This is a genomic window from Novosphingobium sp. TCA1 (genome assembly GCF_009811895.1).
GTDB classification, from domain to species: Bacteria; Pseudomonadota; Alphaproteobacteria; order Sphingomonadales; family Sphingomonadaceae; genus Novosphingobium; species Novosphingobium panipatense_A.
Genome location: NZ_BLJH01000002.1, coordinates 120,434 through 138,632 on the forward strand (window position 1 = coordinate 120,434; position 18,199 = coordinate 138,632).

Consider the following 18,199-nt stretch of genomic DNA (forward strand, 5'->3'; position numbering starts at 1 on the left):
AATCCGGGAGATAACGCAATGGCCGCCGACATTACCGCAATTCCGCTGACCCGTATCGACGGCAGCGCCGACAGCCTCGCCAATCACGAAGGCAAGGTCCTGCTCGTCGTCAATGTCGCTTCCAAGTGCGGGCTGACGCCGCAGTACGAAGGGCTCGAGAAGCTCTATGGCGACTACAAGGCGCAGGGCTTCGAGGTGCTGGGCTTCCCGGCCAACGACTTCGGCGCCCAGGAGCCGGGCAGCGATGAGGAGATCGTCGAATTCTGCCAGCTCAATTACGGCGTTTCCTTCCCCCTCTTCACCAAGGCCGACGTGACCGGCGGCGACAAGCAGCCGCTCTATGCCGCGCTTACCGAGGCGATCCCGACCAAGCAGGGGGATGTCGAGGGCATGAAGGAGCGTTTCCGGGGCTACGGCATGACGCCGAACGAAGATCCCGAAGTGCTGTGGAACTTCGAGAAGTTCCTGGTGTCTCGCGACGGTTCGGTCGTTGGCCGTTTCGCGCCCGGCACCGCGCCGCAGGATCCGCTGCTGGTGGAAGCGATCGAAGGCGAGCTGGCCAGGTAAGGGGCTGAAACGCCGTGGTGGCGCGATGCGCCGCCACGGTGATCCCTCAATTCCCGACGAGCACGAAGGGCGCCCAGGTCGCAGGATGGGCGCTTCCGGCGATCGCGGCATCGCCCAGCACGTCTAGCTGCGCCCGGCGCAGGGCTTCGGCGCGGCTGGTCCTGCCGCGGGCGGCCATGACCGTGCGCAAGGTGAGGCGACTGGCGACGTCGTCGCGCACCGGCCAGTGCGACAGCAGCAGCGAGCGGGCACCCGCCGAAACGAAAGCGCGGGCCAGGCCGGAGTAAGTCGGCGCGTTTTCGCTTTCGCCCGCGCTGGTATCGCAGGCGGACAGGATCACCCAGTCGGCATCGAGGCTCAGTCCGGCAATCTCCGAGGCGGTGAGCAGGCCGTCATCGCTGCCGGAAGCCGAACCGGAGGGCGGCGTCAGCACCAGCGCCGGTTCCACGAGATTGCGATAGGCGCCGCCGACCAGACCATGGGTGGCGAAGGCGATCACCCCCGCCTTGCCGAAAGAAGCGGACTTGACCGCCTGCTCCGTGGCCTGGGCGCCGATCAGGATCCGGCGCTCTCCGGGGACGTTACGGGCCATGACCTGCAATTCGCGCGCCGCCCCCGGCAGTTCGGGAAGTTGGGCGAGGGCAGGCTCGACCGCATCGGACCAGCCTTGCGCTCCCGTGACCGGCAAGAGCGGCGCGCCGATCCCGGCAAAGCCGCTGGGCGGACTGGCCCGCTTTCCGCCCTTGCCGAGCGAGGCGGCGCTGACCAGCGTGCGCACCGCGTGGCGGCGGACCAGCCAGGCGGTTTTGCGCAGTGCTTCGGGGTCGGCGTCATTGCCGCTCGGCTCTGCGGTCACCAGCGTATCGAACGGAAGCGAGGCGAGCATGCCGGGGGCGAGAATGGCCAGTTCGCGGCTGCCGCGCAGGGCTTCGGCGATTGGGGCGGGAAACAGTTGCTGATAGAGGCGGTAGGCGGTTTGCCGGTCGAAAGCCGAAGTGCCGTCGGTCAGCAGCCCTTCCTCGATCGAGGCGCGCAGGCGGCGTTGCAGATCGCGCAGGGCGCGCGAGGCGATCGTGGTCTGCGCCGAAGCTACGCCGTCGCGGGTGATCGCCATGATCACCAGCCCGTCGGCATCTTGGCCGTAGAGCACCAGTGCCTGCCCTTTCGCCAGCTTCGCGCGGGCTTCGGCAAGGGTGGCCGGTTCGAAGCCGGTCAGCGAGGCATAGCCGGGGACGAGCGCAGCGATCCGCCGGTCCAGCGCGCGCAATTCCTCTTCGGCCTCGGCAATACGGGCGGCAGTGTCACGGCGACCCGTATCGTCCCCGCCGCTGAGGCCGATCTCGCGGTCCTGCTGCTTGTGCAGTTCGCGCAGCCGTGCGGCGGCGGACAGATAGGCGCGGATGGCCGTGTCGGCCTCCGGGCCGAAGCGGTCGCGGATCGCATCCACGGATGTGAAGGCGGTTTGCAGGTCGCCCATTCCGGCCATCTGCAAGGCGTCGAAAGCGGTTTCCGGGGCGCCGGCGGCTAGGGCCATGCGCGCTTCGAGGACGAACGTGCCCGCAGCCTGATCGCGTAGCCGCACCGCGCTGGTGGCGGCACTGGTGCGGTCGAGCAGATGGGCGCGCAAGGCGGCCACGGCGGGCCTGGCGCGGGCGAGGGCGCCTGCCGGATCGCCCCGGCGCAGATCCACGGCGCCGCGCAGGGTCAGTGCGGCCACGCGGTCGAGATTGGTGGGCAGGGCGCGCCGGGCATAGGCGGCGTTGACATGGTCCAGCAGCGCCTGCGCCGCATCGAGATTGCCTTCTGCCGCATCGCCCAGCGAGATCAGCATCTTGGCAAGGCTGAGTTCGGCGCGCAGCACTTCGGGATCGTCGGGGGAGGAGGCGATGCGGCGGGCCATGCCCAGGGCCTTGCGGTTGAGCGCCAGCGCGCGCTCGGGCTGGCCGTCGTCGCGGACGATGCGGGCGATCTGGCCGAAGACATTGGCCCCGGACATCGGCTGCGACGAGGGCGGCAGGGCCTCGAAGATCTTCGCGGAGCGCTCGTAGAAGGCCAGGGCCTCGTCCGAGAAACCGGCAAGGTCCAGCGAGTAGGCGACGGCGTTGAGCGAATAGCCCACGTCGCGGTCGTCCGGCTCGCTTTTCGCCATGCGCAGGTCCAGCGCGCGGCGCAGGATCGGCGTGGCCTGACCGTAGATTCCCGCGTCGTTGAGCGCCGCGCCCAGCGCATTGAGCGCGGCCAGCGTCAGCCGGTGATCCTTGCCGAGATGGCCGTCCGCCCAATTCGCGGCAGCGCGGGCCGCCGCGACCGCCGAAGTCGAATCGCCCGCCTGTATCTGCAGGGTGCTGAGAGTGATCCCGTAGAGCGTGGGATATTCGCTGTTCCGGCCGCTGCGGGTGCTGGCGGCCACGGCAATGTCCACGGCCTGCTGCACTTTTGGGATGGCTTCCAGCGGCAGGCCCCGGCGATAGTCGATCAGGGCAAGCCCATAGAGGGCGGCGGCATATTCGTTGCTGTCGGGACCGGCCAAGCTTTCGCTCAGTTCCAGGGCGCGTAGCTTGTAGATCCGGGCTTCGTCCAGTCTGCCGAGGCTGGAGAGGGCGGAACCGATGTTGTTGACGATATCGGCCCGGCGCGGCGTCATCGGTCCGCCGAGGGCGGTCATCCGGGCATCGAAATCGCGAAAGGCGCCGAGCGCTTCCTCGTAACGGCCGAGCCAGAACAGCGCCTCGCCGCGCGTCGCCTCTGCCAGGAGCAGGTCGGCGGCATCGACGGTTCCCGCCTTGCGGGCGCGGGCGAGGGCGGCATCAATGCGACGCAGCGCCGCCTGGGGATCGCCGGACGTATCGTAGTCTGCCAGCGCCCGGATTTCGCGAGCGATCGTGGCCGTAGGCGGTGCAGCGTCGATGGTCGCAGGGGTAGGGGCGGCGGCAGCCGCGCCTGCGTTACCCGCCGTCATTCCCGCCAGAAGGCCCGCCCCCAGGCAGGCCCATACCCGCTTGCTCATCTGCGCCCCCTGCCGGAGCCGATGGACGGGCGAATCCCCATTCAATCGTTTCCAGCACCGCCTCTCAAGCGCAGGATTCGTGCGCTTGAGCAAGTCGGCAATTGTTTTCGCGGGTTAAATCCGGCTTTGTCGCCCGCTCACGCGTCTCCGGTCGCGACCGGGTGGGCAGGATCGGCGATCCATTCGCTCCACGATCCGGGATAGAGCCGGGGCTGCGGCAGACCCGCCGCCGCCATGGCCAGCGCGTTGTGGCAGGCCGTTACGCCCGAACCGCAGGAGAGCACCGCAGGCTTGCCGCCCAGCAGCGTGCGAAACGCCTGCGACAGTTCCTCGGCCGGGCGGAAGGATCCGTCCTCGGCGAGATTGTCCCTGAAGAAGCGGTTGCGGGCGCCGGGGATATGCCCGGCCACCGGGTCGATCGGATTGGGTTCGCCCCGGAAGCGCGAGGGATCGCGCGCGTCCAGCACTTGCGCTTCGCCCGTCCCGATATTGGCAAGGACCTGACGGGCGGTAAGCGGTGCCGGGACGAGCGGTTCGTCGGCGGTGAAATCGCCGGGGACGACGGGCGGGGCCTCGCCCGTCTCCATCGGCAATCCCGCCGCGGCCCAGGCCTGCTTGCCGCCGTCGAGCACGGCGACTTCGGCATGGCCGATCCAGCGCAGCAGCCACCAGGCACGGGCGGCCCAGGCGCCGCCGCTGGAATCGCAGGCGACGACCTGCCCGCCGCGCTTAAGCCCCTGCGCGCGCAGCCATGCCGCGAAAGCGACCCGCGCGGGCAGCGGATGGCGGCCGTTGGTGCCGTCGGGCGGCCCGGCCAGATCGTCATCGAGATGGGCATAGCGCGCGCCCGGAAGGTGCCCGGCGCGATAGGATTCGCGGCCCTTGTCCGGCTGGCCCAGCTCGAAATCGCAGTCGAGAATCAGGACGTCGCTGCCCGCTGCGAGAATCTCGTGCAGATCTGTGACGGAAATCAGCGTGTCGTAAGCCATGGAACCTGCCCCGGTGGATCGCGCGGTGGATTGCGCGGTGGAATTAGGAGGAGAAGGGCCTGCTGTCGACGCCTGCCGCTGCGGAAATGCGAACGGGCCGGGTTTCCCGATAGGAAAACCCGGCCCGTCTCATGACTTTCCGTGTGACCGGAAGGCCCTGCTTTCACATCAGGCGATAGCGGCCTTCAGCGCATCGGCAAGGTCGGTGCGTTCCCAGGGGAACAGGTCGCCTTCCGGCTTGCGGCCGAAGTGGCCGTAAGCGGCGCTCGGGCCGTAGATCGGCTTGTTGAGGCCAAGGCCGGTGCGGATGCCGCGCGGGGTCAGGCCGCCGAGCTTGTCGGCCGCAACCTTGGTGATCGCCACTTCGAGATCGGCATCGCTGGCCGCGCCGGTGCCGTGGGTGTCGACATAGAGCGAGAGCGGCTCGGACACGCCGATGGCATAGGCGATCTGGATCGTGCAGCGCTTGGCAAGGCCCGCCGCGACGACGTTCTTGGCGAGGTAGCGGGTGACGTAGGCAGCCGAGCGGTCGACCTTGGTGGGGTCCTTGCCCGAGAATGCGCCGCCGCCGTGCGGAGCCGCGCCGCCGTAAGTGTCGACGATGATCTTGCGGCCGGTCAGGCCCGCGTCGCCGTCAGGGCCGCCGATCTCGAACTTGCCGGTGGGATTGATGTGGAACTTGGTGTTCGCGGTGACGAAGCCCTCGGGCAGCACTTCGCCCACGGCCTTCTTCACATAGGCCTTGAGTTCCGCGTCCTGCGCGCCCTCATGGTAGCCGGGCTTGTGCTGGGTGGAGACGACCACGGCCGTGGCTTCCACCGGCACGCCGTCCTTGAAGCGCAGGGTCACCTGGCTCTTGGCGTCGGGCTCCAGGAACGGGGCCGCGCCCGAGTGACGGTCGGCGGCGAGGCGTTCCAGGATCTTGTGGCTGTAGTCGAGCGTGGCGGGCATGAGGTCCGGCGTCTCGTCGCAGGCGAAACCGAACATGATGCCCTGGTCGCCCGCGCCTTCGTCCTTGTTGCCGGCCGAGTCCACGCCCTGCGCGATGTCCGCGCTCTGCGGGTGCAGGTGGTTTTCGAACAGCAGGTCCTGCCAGTGGAAACCGGCCTGTTCGTAGCCGATGCGCTTCACGGTCTCACGGACGATGTGCTGGATTTCCTCCTGCGCGCCGTCTTCCCAGTGACCGTCCTTGTCGATCATGCCCTTGCCACGCACTTCGCCCGCCAGGACGACGCGCTGGGTGGTGGTCAGGGTCTCGCAGGCGACGCGGGCTTCCGGGTCCTTCGAGAGGAAGAGATCGACGATGGCGTCGGAAATCTGGTCCGAAACCTTGTCGGGATGGCCTTCCGAGACGCTCTCGGAGGTAAAGACATAGTCATTTCGCATCGTGACACCACATATAAAGAAATCTTTATGTGGGTCATGGTCTAGCGACCGCGACGGCGAAGCGCAATAACGGAAAGCGCAATGATCCAGAAAGCCGTGGCAAGTGCCAGTGGCAGCAGGTTTCCGAATATTGCGAAAGGCGTCGGCTCGCGGGGCGGGGGAATGCGCCCATCCAGCCTTCCGGCGCGGTGCCAGGGGACGTGCGCCCGTACCAGGCCGTCGGCGTCGATCACGGCGCTGATGCCGGTAGTGGTGGAGCGCATGACCGGCAGACCTTCCTCGATCGCCCGCAGGCGCGCCTGGGCGAGGTGCTGAGGCGGCCCCCAGCGTCCGAACCAGCCGTCGTTGGAGGGGTTGAAGATGTAGTCCGGCCTGACGCGGGGGTCGGCCACCTCGCCGCTGAAGACGATCTCGTAGCAGATCTGGATCCCCGCCTTGCCCCAGCGGCCAAGATCGAAACTGCGCGGGCCGGGGCCGGGCCAGAAGTCCATCGCACCGGGCACGAGACGGGTGGCACCCAGCGGCTCCAGTAGCCAGCGCAAGGCGAGATATTCGCCGTAGGGCACGAGATGGGCCTTGGAATAGCTGGCCAGAAGGTTGCCGTTCCCATCGACCATCGAGACCGAATTGCGCGCCGCGACGCCCTCGCCGTCCTTCAGCACCAGATCGACCGCGCCGGTCATCAGCAGGGAATAGGGGCCGATCACCCGGCCGATCCGCTCGCGGGCGAGCACGGGATCGCCCGCGTAAGTGTACATGCGGTAGAGGAACGGCGGATAACCGTCGCGGATATAGTCGCCAAGGCCGGATTCCGGCCAGAACACCACGCGGGTCTCTCCCGGCGAGCGGGGCAGGGAGAGGCGCGCCAGCTTGACGAAGTTGCCCTCGTAGTAGCGCGGATCGTCGATGAACTCCTGGCGGATGTCGGGCTGGACCAGCGTGTAGCGAACCGCGCCTTCGGTGCGCTGCGCCCAGTGGTCGGGCAGGAGCATCAGTGCCGCCAGCGCGGCGAAAATCACGATGCAGGGCAGTGCCCAGACCCAGCGGCGTGCGCCGACCGAAGTGCTGGCAAACCGCCAGAACAGTCCGGGAAGGCAGGCAATCAGGACCAGCAGGCCGGAGAGGCCGTAAGTTCCCACCCATGGCGCCGCCATGGCCAGGCCCCGGCTCTGGTAGCCGCCGAGCAGGGCGATGCCGAGCGGGTTCCAGGCGAAGCCGGTGAAGACCCAGGCGCGCAGCCATTCGCTGACGATCCAGGCCGGTGCGAAGGCGAGGGCGAGCAGGAGGAACCTGCCCGGCCCCCGGTGGTCAGCGCGCTCTGACCGTCCGTCGAGCCGGAGCACCAGCCAGGTGCCCAGCGCGGCGAGGCCGGGATAGATCGCGAGGTAGAGGGAGAGCAGGAACACCGCGATCATGCCTAGCCAGGCAGGCATCGAGGCCTGATACGTGAAGGCGGTGGCGATCCAGTTATTGCCCAGCGTGAAGTGCCCGAGGCCGAAGCACCAGCCGATCAGGAATGCGCGCCGCCAACCGGGGGCGCGAGCCACGAGTTCGGCCAGGATAGCTACACCCAGCAGCGTCAGCGGCCAGAGCGCCAGCGGCTGGAAGCCGCAGGCGGCTGCGGTTCCGGCCAGGATCGCGGCAAGACCGGCCGCAAGGCGCGGGCGGCGTTCGAGAAAGTCCAATACGGGTTTCAGAGCCGGGCCTCGTGCCGATGGGTATGTGCCGAAGGGTGTGTAGGACCGCCGCTATGGAGGGACAAGCCCGTGCGAGGCAAGCGAATTGCAGCGGGAAAACGGAAGGCCCGTAGGTGTGGTTTGGCAACCTCGAAAGAACCGCCTGAAACGCAGCGACCCGAACCAAAACGACCCACGTCTTGCCTTGCGGCGAGACGTGGGTCGTTTTTAAGGTCGTTTTTGGTATCGCGATGCCTTGAGGGCCGTGCGCCCCGGCAGGATCTTACGAGTTTACCGCTTCCAGCGGGCTTTCGCCGCCTTCGTCTGCCGCGGCAGCCTTGCGGGTGCGGCGACGGCGGGGCTTTTCCTCGCCGGCTTCGGCTTCGCCGGTAGCCTGCTCGGCGGCCGGTTCGGCAGGCTTTTCAGCCGTCTTGGCGGCGCGGGTGCGCTTGGCCGGGGCGGCGGCGATGGCCGGGGGCAGCGTGGCCGGATCGAGGTTGGCGACCGGCTCGGCTTCGGCGGCGGCCGGAGCTTCACCATCGGCGTTCTCGCCCGCTTCATCCTCGTCGCGGCGGCGGCGCGGCTTGCGCTGCTTCAGCCCGCGCGAGGCGCGGTTGTCGCGCACGAAGGGATTTTCGGCCGGTTCGTACACGGTCGCTTCGCCTTCGGGTTCCGCTTCGTTGCCGGGAGCGGGAAGCGCGGCTTCTTCCTCGACGGGCGCGCTGCGGGGCGCGCGTTCTTCGCGGCGCGAATCCTCACGTCGGGAATCGTCACGACGCGAATCTTCACGACGGGGCTGGCGCTGTTCCTGCCGGTCCTGCCGATCGAAATTGCGCTCCTGCCGCTCCTGGCGTTCCGGTGCGGGCGAATCGAAATCGCCATACTCGTCGGCCGCGTAGTCGTCGCCGTAATCGGACCCACGGTCTTCGCGGCGCGGCTGGCGCGATTCTTCCTGGCGCTGCTTCTGGTCGGCAATCACACGGAAGTAATGGTCCGCGAACTGGAGGTAATATTCCTCCTGCACGCGATCTCCGTTGAGGTGCGCGTCATGGGCCAGCTTCCGGTACTTCTCCAGCAGCTGCGGCGCATTACCGCGAGCCCTGCTGTCGATTCTGTTGACTTGCTGACCGCCCTGCTGGCGATTGTTACCGCGGCCGCGCCGACGGTTGTTACCACGATTATTATTCAAGGATTATTTCCTCAAAACCCAGGGCATCGGCCAGTTCCCGTCGGGCCGATCTGCCACACGTCACATGATCACGGATCGCCCCCGAGTGCCGTGAACTCCACCGTTTGCCGTGCCGAGGCGCTAAAGGCCGCGACGATCTGCTAAGGTTGGAGGCGAGCCGCCCACATGGGAAATTTCATCCATGTGCCGGTTCGCCGTAATCCTTAGGCATTCCGGGGCGAAATTCCAAGTGAAAACTTACTCGGCTGTTGAAAACTCCAGCACGCGCGGCCGATTGCCGAGATCGCGGTGGAGTCGGCTGGAAAGGCCCGATCCCGCCCCGATCGCGGCGACGGCTTCGGCCTGCTGGTGGCCGATCTCCACCAGCGCGGCGCCGCCTGGGGCCAGGAGAAGCGGCAATTGCGGCACCAGCACGCGGTAGTCGTCCAGCCCCAGTTCGCCGGAATAGAGGGCGCTGGCCGGTTCGTACTCGGCCACCGAGCGGTCGAGCGCGATAGTGGTTTCCACGTAGGGCGGATTGGCGAGAATCAGGTCGAACGGCCCGCCCAGCGCATCGGCCCAGCCGGGAACGTGCCAGTCGGCGGCGACCATGCGGGCGCGCTGCGTCAGGCCGAGCGAGGCGGCATTTTCCGCCGCTTTCGCGAGGGCGCTGGGCGAGCTGTCGATGCCGGTGCCGCGGGCTTCGGGCAAGTTAGCCAGCACTGCCAGCAGCAGCGCGCCGGAACCGGTACCGCAATCGAGCACGGTGCGGGCATCGGGGCGGGCGGCGAGGGCGGCTTCGACCAGGACTTCGGAATCGCCGCGCGGGATCAGGACTTCGGGGCCGACCGCGAAAGGCAGGCCGAAGAATTCCTGATGGCCGGTAATATAGGCCACGGGTTCGTGCGCGGCGCGGCGCTCCACCAGCGGCGCGAAGTCCGGCGGCGCGGCATCGCGCATGTGCGCCAGCAGCAGCGAGGAGCGCGAGCAGCCCAGCGCATGGGCCATCAGCACTTCGGCATCGAGCCTTGCTGTGTCGCTGGTTTCCGCAAGGCGCTGTGCCGCCTCGCGGATCGCTTCGCCGACGGTGGGGGTGTGGGCCGTCATCCTTCGACAGGCTCAGGATGCGCGGGGAAGACAGTCTCAGGATGAGCGGACTTTAGGGAGCAAGCTCGCCCTGAGCGTGTCGAAGGGTCAGGCATCCATGGCGGCGAGGCGCTTGGCCTCGTCCTCGGCGATCAGGGCATCGACCAGTTCGGCAAGGCCGGGGCCTTCCAGCACTTCGGGCAGGCGGTGCAAGGTGAGGTTGATGCGGTGATCGGTCACACGGCCTTGCGGGAAATTGTAGGTGCGGATGCGCTCCGAACGGTCGCCCGAGCCGACCATGGCCTTGCGGGCCTCGGCCTCGGCGCCGTGGGCCTCGTCGCGCATCTTCTCGTAGAGGCGCGCGCGCAGGACCTGCATGGCCTTGGCCTTGTTCTTGTGCTGGCTGCGCTCGTCCTGGCAGATCACCACCAGATTGCTGGGCAGGTGGGTGATGCGCACCGCCGAATCGGTGGTGTTGACGTGCTGCCCGCCCGCGCCCGATGCGCGGAAGATGTCGATCTTGAGGTCCTTGTCCTCGATCTGCACGTCCACTTCACTGGGCTCCGGCAGAACCGCGACGGTGGCCGCCGAAGTATGGATGCGTCCGCCCGATTCGGTAACGGGCACGCGCTGCACGCGGTGAACGCCGCTTTCGAACTTCAGCTTGGCGAAGACGCCAGCACCGTTGACGTTGGCGACCACTTCCTTGAAGCCGCCGAGATCGTTGGCATTGGCGCTGATCATCTCCACGCGCCAGCCCTGTTCGGCGGCATAGCGTTCGTACATCCGGTAGAGATCGGCGGCGAAGAGGGCAGCTTCGTCGCCCCCCGTACCGGCGCGGATTTCCAGCATGGCCGGGCGTACGTCCGCCGCATCGCGCGGCAGCATGGCAATGGAGAGCTGGCGTTCGGCCTCGGGCAATTCGGCCTTGAGGCGGAACACTTCCTCCTCCGCCAGGGCGCGCATGTCGGGGTCCGGGTCTTCCAGCGTCTGCAGCGCTTCCAGCTCCCCGCGCATCGACACGACTTCGGCGGCGACGCGCGCCACCGGTTCCAGCTCGGCATAGTCGCGGCTGGCGGTGACGAAGGCGTCGCCCTCCAGCGTGCCCGAGGCCAGGCGCGCCTCAAGCTCCGCGAAACGCGCGGCAATCTGCGCCAGACGGGCGTCGGAAACGCTCACGGATGGACCGACTGGAGAACCTGCTCGACCGCGAGATATTCGGCGGTCGGCTCGGCCGCGCGCAGGTTCGCCGTGGGCGCGCCGTCCTTCACGCCGAACGAGACGAGGACCTTGGCGCCCATCTTCACCGCCTTGTCGAAGCGCTTGCGCGCCGATCCGGTGGCGACCATCTCGGCATCGAGGCCCTGGAAACGCAGGGCGGTGATGACCTTCTGGGCATAGGCCAGCGCGGCATCGTCCTCGACCGCGAGAACCACGGTGAGCGGCGCTTCGGCCAGCAGGCCGGCGTCGGCGACGAGCATCGACAGGCGCTCGATCCCGGCCGCCCAGCCCACGGCGGGGGTGGCGGGGCCGCCGAGGCTCTCCATCAGGCCGTCATAGCGGCCGCCGCCGAGCACGGTGCCCTGCGCGCCGAGGCGGGTGGTGACGAATTCGAAGGCGGTGTGGCGATAGTAGTCCAGCCCGCGCACCAGCGAGGGCGCGCGCTCGTAGGCGACGCCTGCCGCGTCGAGGCCAGCCGTCACCGCGGCGAAGAAGTCCTGCGCCTCGGACGAGAGGAACGTGTCGATCTTCGGGGCATCGCCGACGAAGACCTTGTCGCGCGGGTCCTTGGAATCGAGGATGCGCAGCGGGTTGCGTTCCAGGCGGTCCTGCGAATCTTCCGAAAGCTCGGCCTTGTGGGCGCGGAAGTACTCGATCAGCGCGGCGCGCCAGGCGTCGCGGCTTTCGGTATCGCCCAAGGTGTTGAGCTGCAGCGTCACGCCTTCCGAGATGCCCAGTTCCTTGAGCAGCTGGTCGGCCATGACCAGCAGTTCCACGTCGGCGAGCGGTTCGGGCGAACCGATCAACTCGGCGTCGATCTGGTGGAACTGGCGGTAGCGGCCCTTCTGCGGGCGTTCGTAGCGGAACAGCGGGCCATGCGTGGCGACCTTGAGCGGGGCGAACTGCTTCCACCCGTCGGTGAGGTAGGCGCGGGCAAGGCCGGCGGTGAATTCGGGGCGCAGGGTCAGCGATTCGCCGCCGCGATCCTCGAACGAATACATTTCCTTGGAGACCACGTCGGTGGTTTCGCCGATCGAGCGCGAGAAAACTTCGGTCTTCTCGAACACCGGCATTTCCACGCGGCGGAAGCGGTAGAGCTTGCGGATCCGCTCGAAGGTCTCGACGACATGCGCGAAAGCCTCGGCGTCGGTGCCGAAGATGTCCTGGGTTCCGCGGATCGCCTGAGGCGTCTTGGTCAATGTCGTGCTCATAACGCGCGCGCTTAGCCCGATTGCGGCGGCGGGGAAAGTGGCTGTGGATCGGGGGAAAGGCGGCCGGGCCGAAAATCCGGGGACGTCTTCTTCCGAACGGCGATGCGTGGTCCCTTCGCGGCGGAGCGAATTGGATGGTTGCCAAATCCGGCAACAGCCGCAAAGACTGGCGACATGAAATATCGTAACGCGGTCGTCACGCTCCTCGCCCTTCTTTCGGTTTCAACCCCCGCGCTCGCGCAGGATTCCGCCCAGCGCAGCAAGCCGATGGCACCCGCGCTGCCTGCGCCGCTGCCTGCCGCGCAGGACAAGGCCTATCCCGGCACCGTCGCGCTCGACATCGATGCCAGCGACGTCGTCCACGGCGTCTACCGCGTCACCCAGCAGTTTCCGGTCGCCGCCGGGACCGACAAGCTGATCCTGGTCCAGCCGAGCTGGTTGCCCGGCAACCATTCGCCCACCGGCCCCGCCGCGCTGCTGGCGCAGATCCACTTCTTTGCCGACGGCAAGGAGATCAAGTGGCAGCGCGACACCGTGGCGGTGAACGCCTTCCATCTGGACCTTCCGGCAGGAACGCAGCTTGTCACCGCTAAGTTCATCCACACGTCCCCGGTGCAGGCCAAGGAAGGCCGCATCACGATGACGCAGGAAATGCTCAACCTGCAGTGGGAGAAGATGAGCCTCTATCCTTCGGGCTACTACACGCGCGGCGTGACCGTGAAGCCGACCGTGAAGTTCCCCGCAGGCTGGACCGTCTATACCTCGCTCGACGGCAAAGTGCAGCAGGGCGACACCGTCACCTGGACGCCGACTGACTACGAACGCCTGGTCGACGAGCCGATCTTCGCGGGCAAATATGCCCAGCGCTGGGATCTCGGGCATGACGTCGGCATGGCCGTGGTCGCGGACGAGGCCAAGCTGCTGGGCATCAAGCCCGAGAACATGAAGGTCTATCGCAACCTCGTGTCCGAAGCGCTGCTGACCTTCGGCGCGCGTCACTTCGATCACTACGACTTCCTGCTGGCGCTGACCGACCGCATGGGCGGCATCGGCCTCGAACACCACCGTTCGAGCGAGAACCAGATGGAGCCCAAGGTCTGGACCGAGTGGGACAAGATGGACTGGGATCGCAACGTGATCCCGCACGAATTCGTCCATAGCTGGAACGGCAAGTACCGCCGCCCGGCAGACCTCTGGACGCCGGACTACCAGCAGCCGATGCAGAACACGCTGCTCTGGGTCTACGAGGGCCAGACCCAGTTCTGGGGCTATATCCTGGCCGCGCGTTCGGGTGTGCAGACCAAGCAGACCATCCTCGACACGCTGGCGGGCGCGGTTGCGCGCTATTCGGAAGCGACGCCGGGTCGCGGCTGGCGCTCGGTGGAGGACACCACCTTCGCGCCGGTGCTCAACATGCGCCGCCCGCTGCCCTACACCTCCGTCACCCGTACCGAGGACTACTACGTCGAAGGCGCGCTGACCTGGCTGGAGGCGGACCAGATCATCCGCCAGGGCACCGGCGGCAAGAAGGGTCTCGACGATTTCGCCAAGGCCTTCTTCGGCGTGCGCGATGGCGACTGGGGCGAGCTGACCTACGATTTCGACGAAGTGGTGAAGACGCTGAACGGCGTCTATCCCTACGACTGGGCCGCCTTCCTCAAGACCCGCATCTACGACACCAACCAGCCCGCCCCCACCAAGGGCGTGGAGATGGCCGGCTACAAGCTGGTCTGGAAGGACACGCAGAACGGCTATGAGAAGGGCATCGCGGATTCGCGCAAGTCGCTGGACCTGTCCTATTCGCTGGGCGTGTCGCTGGATAACGAAGGCACGGTGACGGGCGCGGTGTTCGACGGTCTGGGCTACAATGCAGGGCTCGTCAGCGGCGTGAAGGTCATGGCGGTGAACGGCACGGCCTATAGCAGCGAGGCGATCAAGGACGCCATCACTGCCGCCAAGACCGCGAAGGCGCCGATCTCGCTGCTGGTCAAGCGCGGCGACGCCTTCAGCACCGTGACGCTCGACTATCACGGCGGCCTGCGCTGGCCCTGGCTGGAAAGCACGACGCCGGGCAAGGTCAACGGGCTGGACCGCCTGCTGGCGCCGCGCGCCAAGTAACAGGCGGCCAGATCTTCTTTTGAAGATCAAAAAGATAGCCCGGAGCCGGATTTCGATCCGGTTCCGGGCTTTTTCCATGGGTTCGCGGAATTTCGTCGATCGCAGCGGCGTGTGTGTCGCAAACTGGAGGTATTTACCACGATAAGGCAGTTGCGATGCATTACCTGCAAGGCTAAGCCCCGCGGTCAAAGACTAACCGGCGCGCCTTAGCCGTGCCAGTAATGAAGGACCAACATGCGCATCGACATGATTCCTGTCGGCAAGAACCCGCCGGAGAGCCTGAACGTCATCATCGAGGTTCCCGTCGGTGGCGAGCCCGTCAAGTACGAGTTCGACAAGGACTCCGGCGCACTGTTCGTCGATCGCATTCTGCACACGCCGATGCGCTACCCTGCGAATTACGGTTTTGTGCCGCACACCCTTTCACCCGACGGCGACCCGCTTGACGCGTTGGTCGTGGCGCGCTCGCCTTTCGTGCCCGGCTCTGTCGTGCGCGTTCGCCCGATCGCGGTGCTGAACCTGGAAGACGAGCATGGCGGCGACGAAAAGCTCGTCTGCGTGCCGGACGACAAGACTTTCCCCTACTATTCCGACGTGCAGGAAAAGGGCGATCTGCCGCCGATCGTGTTCAGCCAGATCGAGCACTTCTTCACGCACTACAAGGACCTTGAGGCCGAGAAGTGGGTGCGCGTCGGCACCTGGGGCGGCGCCGAGGAAGCCCGCCAGATCGTGCTCGAAGCGATCGAACGCTACGAGACCGAAGGCAAGAAGGTCGAGGCCTGATCTAGCCTATAAAGTTCCACCACCCCCCATGTGGAACGAAGGGCCGGCGGTGAAAACCGCCGGCCCTTCATGTTTGGTGCTCAGCTTACCACGCGCCCACCGTTGACGCCGATCGTCTGGCCGGTGACGTAGCCCGAATCCTCGTGGCACAGCCAGGCGCAGGCATTGGCGATGTCGTCCGGCTCGCCCAGGCGCCGCACGGGAACCGACTGGAGCAGCACTTCGGTGGGAATCTGGAAACGGTCGCGGTTCGCCTCGGACATGATCGTGCCCATCACCGAGCCGGGCGGGATATTGTTGACGGTAATGCCGTAAGGTCCGAACTCCTGCGCCATGGACCGCGTCATCGTCACCACAGCGCCCTTGGAAGACGAATAGGGAATCATGCTCGTCGCGCCAGTCTGGGCGCTGGAGGACGAGATATTGACGATCCGACCCCAACCGGCCGCCTTCATGTCCGGCAGGCATTCCTGGGTCATGATGAACGGCCCTCTGACGTTGACGGCGTAGATGAAGTCCCAGCGCGCGTCGGTCACGTCCTCGAAGGGGGTGAAGTCGGTGACACCCGCATTGTTCACCAGGATGGAGATCGCTCCCAGTGTCTCGCGAACCTGTGCCACCGCTGCTTTGACCGAGGCGCGGTCGGCCACGTCGGCGCCCACGGCAAGCGCGGTACCGCCCGCATCGCGAATGGCGGCGACGGTATCGGCGCAGCGCCCGGCGTCGAGGTCGAGCACGGCGACGGCCACGCCCTGCTTCGCCAGCCGCCGGGAACAGGCCGCGCCTATGCCCGCGGCGGCGCCGGTGACGATGGCAACCCTGTAGGACGCCGAGTTATCTGACACTGGCACTCTCCCGCTGCGGCGCCTGTGTCGAAGATCGGTCCGGCGCATTTCCCGTGGGCTAGCTCCAATCGGGCGCTGCTAGAAGGATTGACTGAACTTCCGTTCAATTATTCGCAGGAGCGAAGTCCCTCGTTCGGTCGGGACCAGCGCCTTCGCGGCGGCGATCAGTCCACCACGAGGAAGTAGTTCGCCTCGCTCTGACCGGCGTTGCGGACCTCGATCAGGTAGCGCTGGGTGAAGATCGGCACCCAGTGGCATGCGCGCTGCCGGGCATCGGCCACGCAGACCGGCTTGCGGGCGGCGTCGACCACCCGCAGGCTCAGCGGCTGGGTGCCTGCCGCTGAAAGGGCGATGCTGGCCTTGCGGCCCGACAGGAAGACCTGCTGGAACGAATCGCTCTGGCCCGCGCCGATCTGGCCCGAGCGATATCCCGGCCCCAGCGGGCTGCCGCGCAGGGGCGGAAGCACGGCGGCCGGAACCAGGGCCCGCCATGCGGGAACCGGGTCCGCGCCGGTCCAGCCTTCCATCGGCCGGGCGCCGGAACGCGCGATCACGCGGAGCGCACTGGCGAGGGCGGCGGAATCGGATGCCTGCTCCGCTTCCTGCGCGGCGGTCAGCGCCATGGCCACGCGTTCGTCGCGGCCTTTCTCCGCTGCGCCGTCGTTCTGCGCCAATGCGGCCAGAGGCACGGCGGCGAGAGGCGCGGCCGCCAGCAGCGCAGCCGCAGCGGCGGCGTTCAGGACGGATTTGGCCGCGGTCATGATTTCGACTCCGGTGCGATCGTGAAGCAGGCGCCCTTTTCGGAGGGTACGAGCTTGATTTCAAGATGATGGCGCTCGGCAATGGCGCGGCAGAGCGTAAGACCCAGGCCTGCGCCGCCGTGCCCGTCATGATTGCCCGCGCGGCTGAACTTGTCGAAGATCCGGTGGCGGTCGGGTTCCGGTACGCCGGGGCCGTCGTCGCGCACCGTCAGCCTCGGGCCTTTGGCCAGCTCCAGCCGGACGGTTCCGCCCGGCGGCACGAACTTGAAGGCATTGTCCAGCAGGTTGGTGATCAGGCGGGTAAGCTGCATCTCCTCGCCCTCCAGGGTGACGCCCGGCTCGATCGCCAGTTCGAAGGCGTGGCCCGATTCCTCGGCACTGTCCGCGTAGAGTTCGGCCAGACGTTCGGCCAGGGCGCTGAGATCGACCTGGGCAAGCCCGTGGCGGTCCCCGCGCCGGGCCTGGCTGGCGGCGATGTCCAGCAGCGATTCGAGCATGCGGATGATGCTGCGGATTTCCAGCCGGGCATCGGTGATGCGGGCGGCGGCCTCGCTGCCCGCATCATCGGCGGATCCATTGGCAGGAAGCGTGGCGAGTGCGCGCACCAGCCGGTTGTCGAGGTGCATGAGCGGGGTGCGCATCTCGTGCGCCACCTGATCCGTCGTCTCGCGCTGGGCACTGGCAAGGCGGCGCAGGCGCGCCAGGGCATCGCCGGAATGGCGCGTCAGTTCGTCGATCTCGTCGCGGTCCTTGGAGCCTTTCGCGAGCTGGGCCAGCGCGGCATCGTCCGGGTGGCGAAAGGCGGCGTTTATGCGTTCGATGCGGCCCGCCAGCCGCTGCGCGGCGAGCCATCCCGCCAGCGCCACGGCCCCTACCGCGAGCAGTCCGCCGGCGAGGAACGCCAGCGCCACCTGACGCAGCAGGAGGCCCAGATCGCGATATTCGTGCGCGACCATGAGCCGCAGATCCGGGCCGAGCTGGGTGGCGCGGGCCAGCGCGCGCTCCCCGTCGGGCAGGACGATCTCTCCGGTTTCGGAGACTCCCGCATGAAGACCGGGCCAGGCGCGGACGTCACCTGCCAGCGGCGTGCCCTTGGCATCGGCCAGGAGATAATGGGCCGGGTTGGCGTCGCGCGGTTGCAGGGCAAGGCGGTCGTTGATGCGATTGGACAGTTCCACCGCGCCGCCGCTGGCGAAGATGTCCACCATGCCCGCCAGATCCACGTCGACGGCGCGTTCCAGGGCGATGTGGTTGGTCCGCTGGATGGTCGTATCGGTCAGCAGCCAGAGGCCGAACGTGATCAGCGCGGCGATCAGGATCGCCCAGGCCACGATCTGGGTGAAGATCGACCTGTGGATGTCCACCAGACGCGCCATGACCC

At 67.3% G+C, this 18,199-nt stretch carries 14 protein-coding genes; 3 read left to right on the plus strand and 11 right to left on the minus strand.

What is annotated here, in order from left to right:
- Positions 1-18: 18 nt before the first annotated feature.
- Positions 19-567: a glutathione peroxidase gene (locus NTCA1_RS03865; protein ID WP_159828535.1), complete on the plus strand. Its 549-nt coding sequence runs from the start codon at positions 19-21 to the stop codon at positions 565-567.
- 46 nt (positions 568-613) lie between these two features.
- Here NTCA1_RS03865 and NTCA1_RS03870 read toward each other — a convergent pair whose 3' ends face one another.
- From NTCA1_RS03870 to hisS, 8 genes are all read right to left on the minus strand, one after another.
- Entirely contained in the window at positions 614-3,574 is a 2,961-nt protein-coding gene (locus tag NTCA1_RS03870) for a CHAT domain-containing tetratricopeptide repeat protein (protein WP_159828538.1), read from the minus strand.
- A 137-nt stretch (positions 3,575-3,711) separates the two neighbouring features.
- The gene (locus tag NTCA1_RS03875; protein WP_159828541.1) at positions 3,712-4,563 is read right to left on the minus strand and encodes a sulfurtransferase; all 852 of its coding nucleotides are present in this window, start codon (positions 4,561-4,563) and stop codon (positions 3,712-3,714) included.
- Between the two features lie 168 nt (positions 4,564-4,731).
- A complete protein-coding gene (gene metK / locus NTCA1_RS03880) occupies positions 4,732-5,949 on the minus strand; it encodes a methionine adenosyltransferase (protein WP_086492670.1) in 1,218 nt (405 codons plus the stop codon).
- Between the two features lie 41 nt (positions 5,950-5,990).
- A complete protein-coding gene (gene lnt, locus NTCA1_RS03885; RefSeq protein ID WP_236549089.1) occupies positions 5,991-7,634 on the minus strand; it encodes an apolipoprotein N-acyltransferase in 1,644 nt (547 codons plus the stop codon).
- A 274-nt stretch (positions 7,635-7,908) separates the two neighbouring features.
- A complete protein-coding gene (locus tag NTCA1_RS03890) occupies positions 7,909-8,814 on the minus strand; it encodes a DUF4167 domain-containing protein (protein WP_159828544.1) in 906 nt (301 codons plus the stop codon).
- A 237-nt stretch (positions 8,815-9,051) separates the two neighbouring features.
- Positions 9,052-9,900 (minus strand): peptide chain release factor N(5)-glutamine methyltransferase, encoded by an 849-nt coding sequence (gene prmC / locus NTCA1_RS03895; protein WP_159828547.1) that lies wholly within the window; start codon positions 9,898-9,900, stop codon positions 9,052-9,054.
- Between the two features lie 87 nt (positions 9,901-9,987).
- Entirely contained in the window at positions 9,988-11,058 is a 1,071-nt protein-coding gene (prfA, locus tag NTCA1_RS03900) for a peptide chain release factor 1 (RefSeq protein WP_086492674.1), read from the minus strand.
- Positions 11,055-12,311, minus strand: coding sequence for a histidine--tRNA ligase (gene hisS / locus NTCA1_RS03905; protein WP_086492675.1), 1,257 nt, complete (start codon positions 12,309-12,311; stop codon positions 11,055-11,057). The genes prfA and hisS overlap by 4 nt, the downstream gene beginning before the upstream one ends.
- A 174-nt stretch (positions 12,312-12,485) precedes the next feature.
- On the opposite strand from hisS, the gene NTCA1_RS03910 reads away from it, so the two are divergent.
- Positions 12,486-14,429 (plus strand): M61 family metallopeptidase, encoded by a 1,944-nt coding sequence (locus NTCA1_RS03910; RefSeq protein ID WP_159828550.1) that lies wholly within the window; start codon positions 12,486-12,488, stop codon positions 14,427-14,429.
- Positions 14,430-14,663: 234 nt separating this feature from the next.
- Positions 14,664-15,212, plus strand: coding sequence for an inorganic diphosphatase (gene ppa, locus NTCA1_RS03915; protein ID WP_086492677.1), 549 nt, complete (start codon positions 14,664-14,666; stop codon positions 15,210-15,212).
- Positions 15,213-15,292: 80 nt separating this feature from the next.
- Here ppa and NTCA1_RS03920 read toward each other — a convergent pair whose 3' ends face one another.
- The 3 genes from NTCA1_RS03920 to NTCA1_RS03930 all read right to left on the minus strand — a co-directional run bounded on the left by NTCA1_RS03920 (position 15,293) and on the right by NTCA1_RS03930 (position 18,194).
- Positions 15,293-16,057 (minus strand): SDR family NAD(P)-dependent oxidoreductase, encoded by a 765-nt coding sequence (locus NTCA1_RS03920; protein ID WP_236549090.1) that lies wholly within the window; start codon positions 16,055-16,057, stop codon positions 15,293-15,295.
- Positions 16,058-16,221: 164 nt separating this feature from the next.
- Complete coding sequence (locus NTCA1_RS03925) at positions 16,222-16,818, minus strand: hypothetical protein (RefSeq protein ID WP_159828556.1); 597 nt, start codon at positions 16,816-16,818, stop codon at positions 16,222-16,224.
- Positions 16,815-18,194: a HAMP domain-containing sensor histidine kinase gene (locus NTCA1_RS03930; RefSeq protein WP_159828559.1), complete on the minus strand. Its 1,380-nt coding sequence runs from the start codon at positions 18,192-18,194 to the stop codon at positions 16,815-16,817. The genes NTCA1_RS03925 and NTCA1_RS03930 overlap by 4 nt, the downstream gene beginning before the upstream one ends.
- Between the last annotated feature and the right edge of the window lie 5 nt (positions 18,195-18,199).

Bases quoted from the DNA above. Each gene is read 5' to 3' on its own strand.
- NTCA1_RS03865 (WP_159828535.1), top strand. From the start codon at position 19: ATGGCCGCCGACATTACCGCAATTCCGCTGACCCGTATCGACGGCAGC.
- NTCA1_RS03870 (WP_159828538.1), bottom strand. From the start codon at position 3,574: ATGAGCAAGCGGGTATGGGCCTGCCTGGGGGCGGGCCTTCTGGCGGGA.
- NTCA1_RS03875 (WP_159828541.1), bottom strand. From the start codon at position 4,563: ATGGCTTACGACACGCTGATTTCCGTCACAGATCTGCACGAGATTCTC.
- metK (WP_086492670.1), bottom strand. From the start codon at position 5,949: ATGCGAAATGACTATGTCTTTACCTCCGAGAGCGTCTCGGAAGGCCAT.
- prmC (WP_159828547.1), bottom strand. From the start codon at position 9,900: ATGACGGCCCACACCCCCACCGTCGGCGAAGCGATCCGCGAGGCGGCA.
- hisS (WP_086492675.1), bottom strand. From the start codon at position 12,311: ATGAGCACGACATTGACCAAGACGCCTCAGGCGATCCGCGGAACCCAG.
- NTCA1_RS03910 (WP_159828550.1), top strand. From the start codon at position 12,486: ATGAAATATCGTAACGCGGTCGTCACGCTCCTCGCCCTTCTTTCGGTT.
- ppa (WP_086492677.1), top strand. From the start codon at position 14,664: ATGCGCATCGACATGATTCCTGTCGGCAAGAACCCGCCGGAGAGCCTG.
- NTCA1_RS03925 (WP_159828556.1), bottom strand. From the start codon at position 16,818: ATGACCGCGGCCAAATCCGTCCTGAACGCCGCCGCTGCGGCTGCGCTG.
- NTCA1_RS03930 (WP_159828559.1), bottom strand. From the start codon at position 18,194: ATGGCGCGTCTGGTGGACATCCACAGGTCGATCTTCACCCAGATCGTG.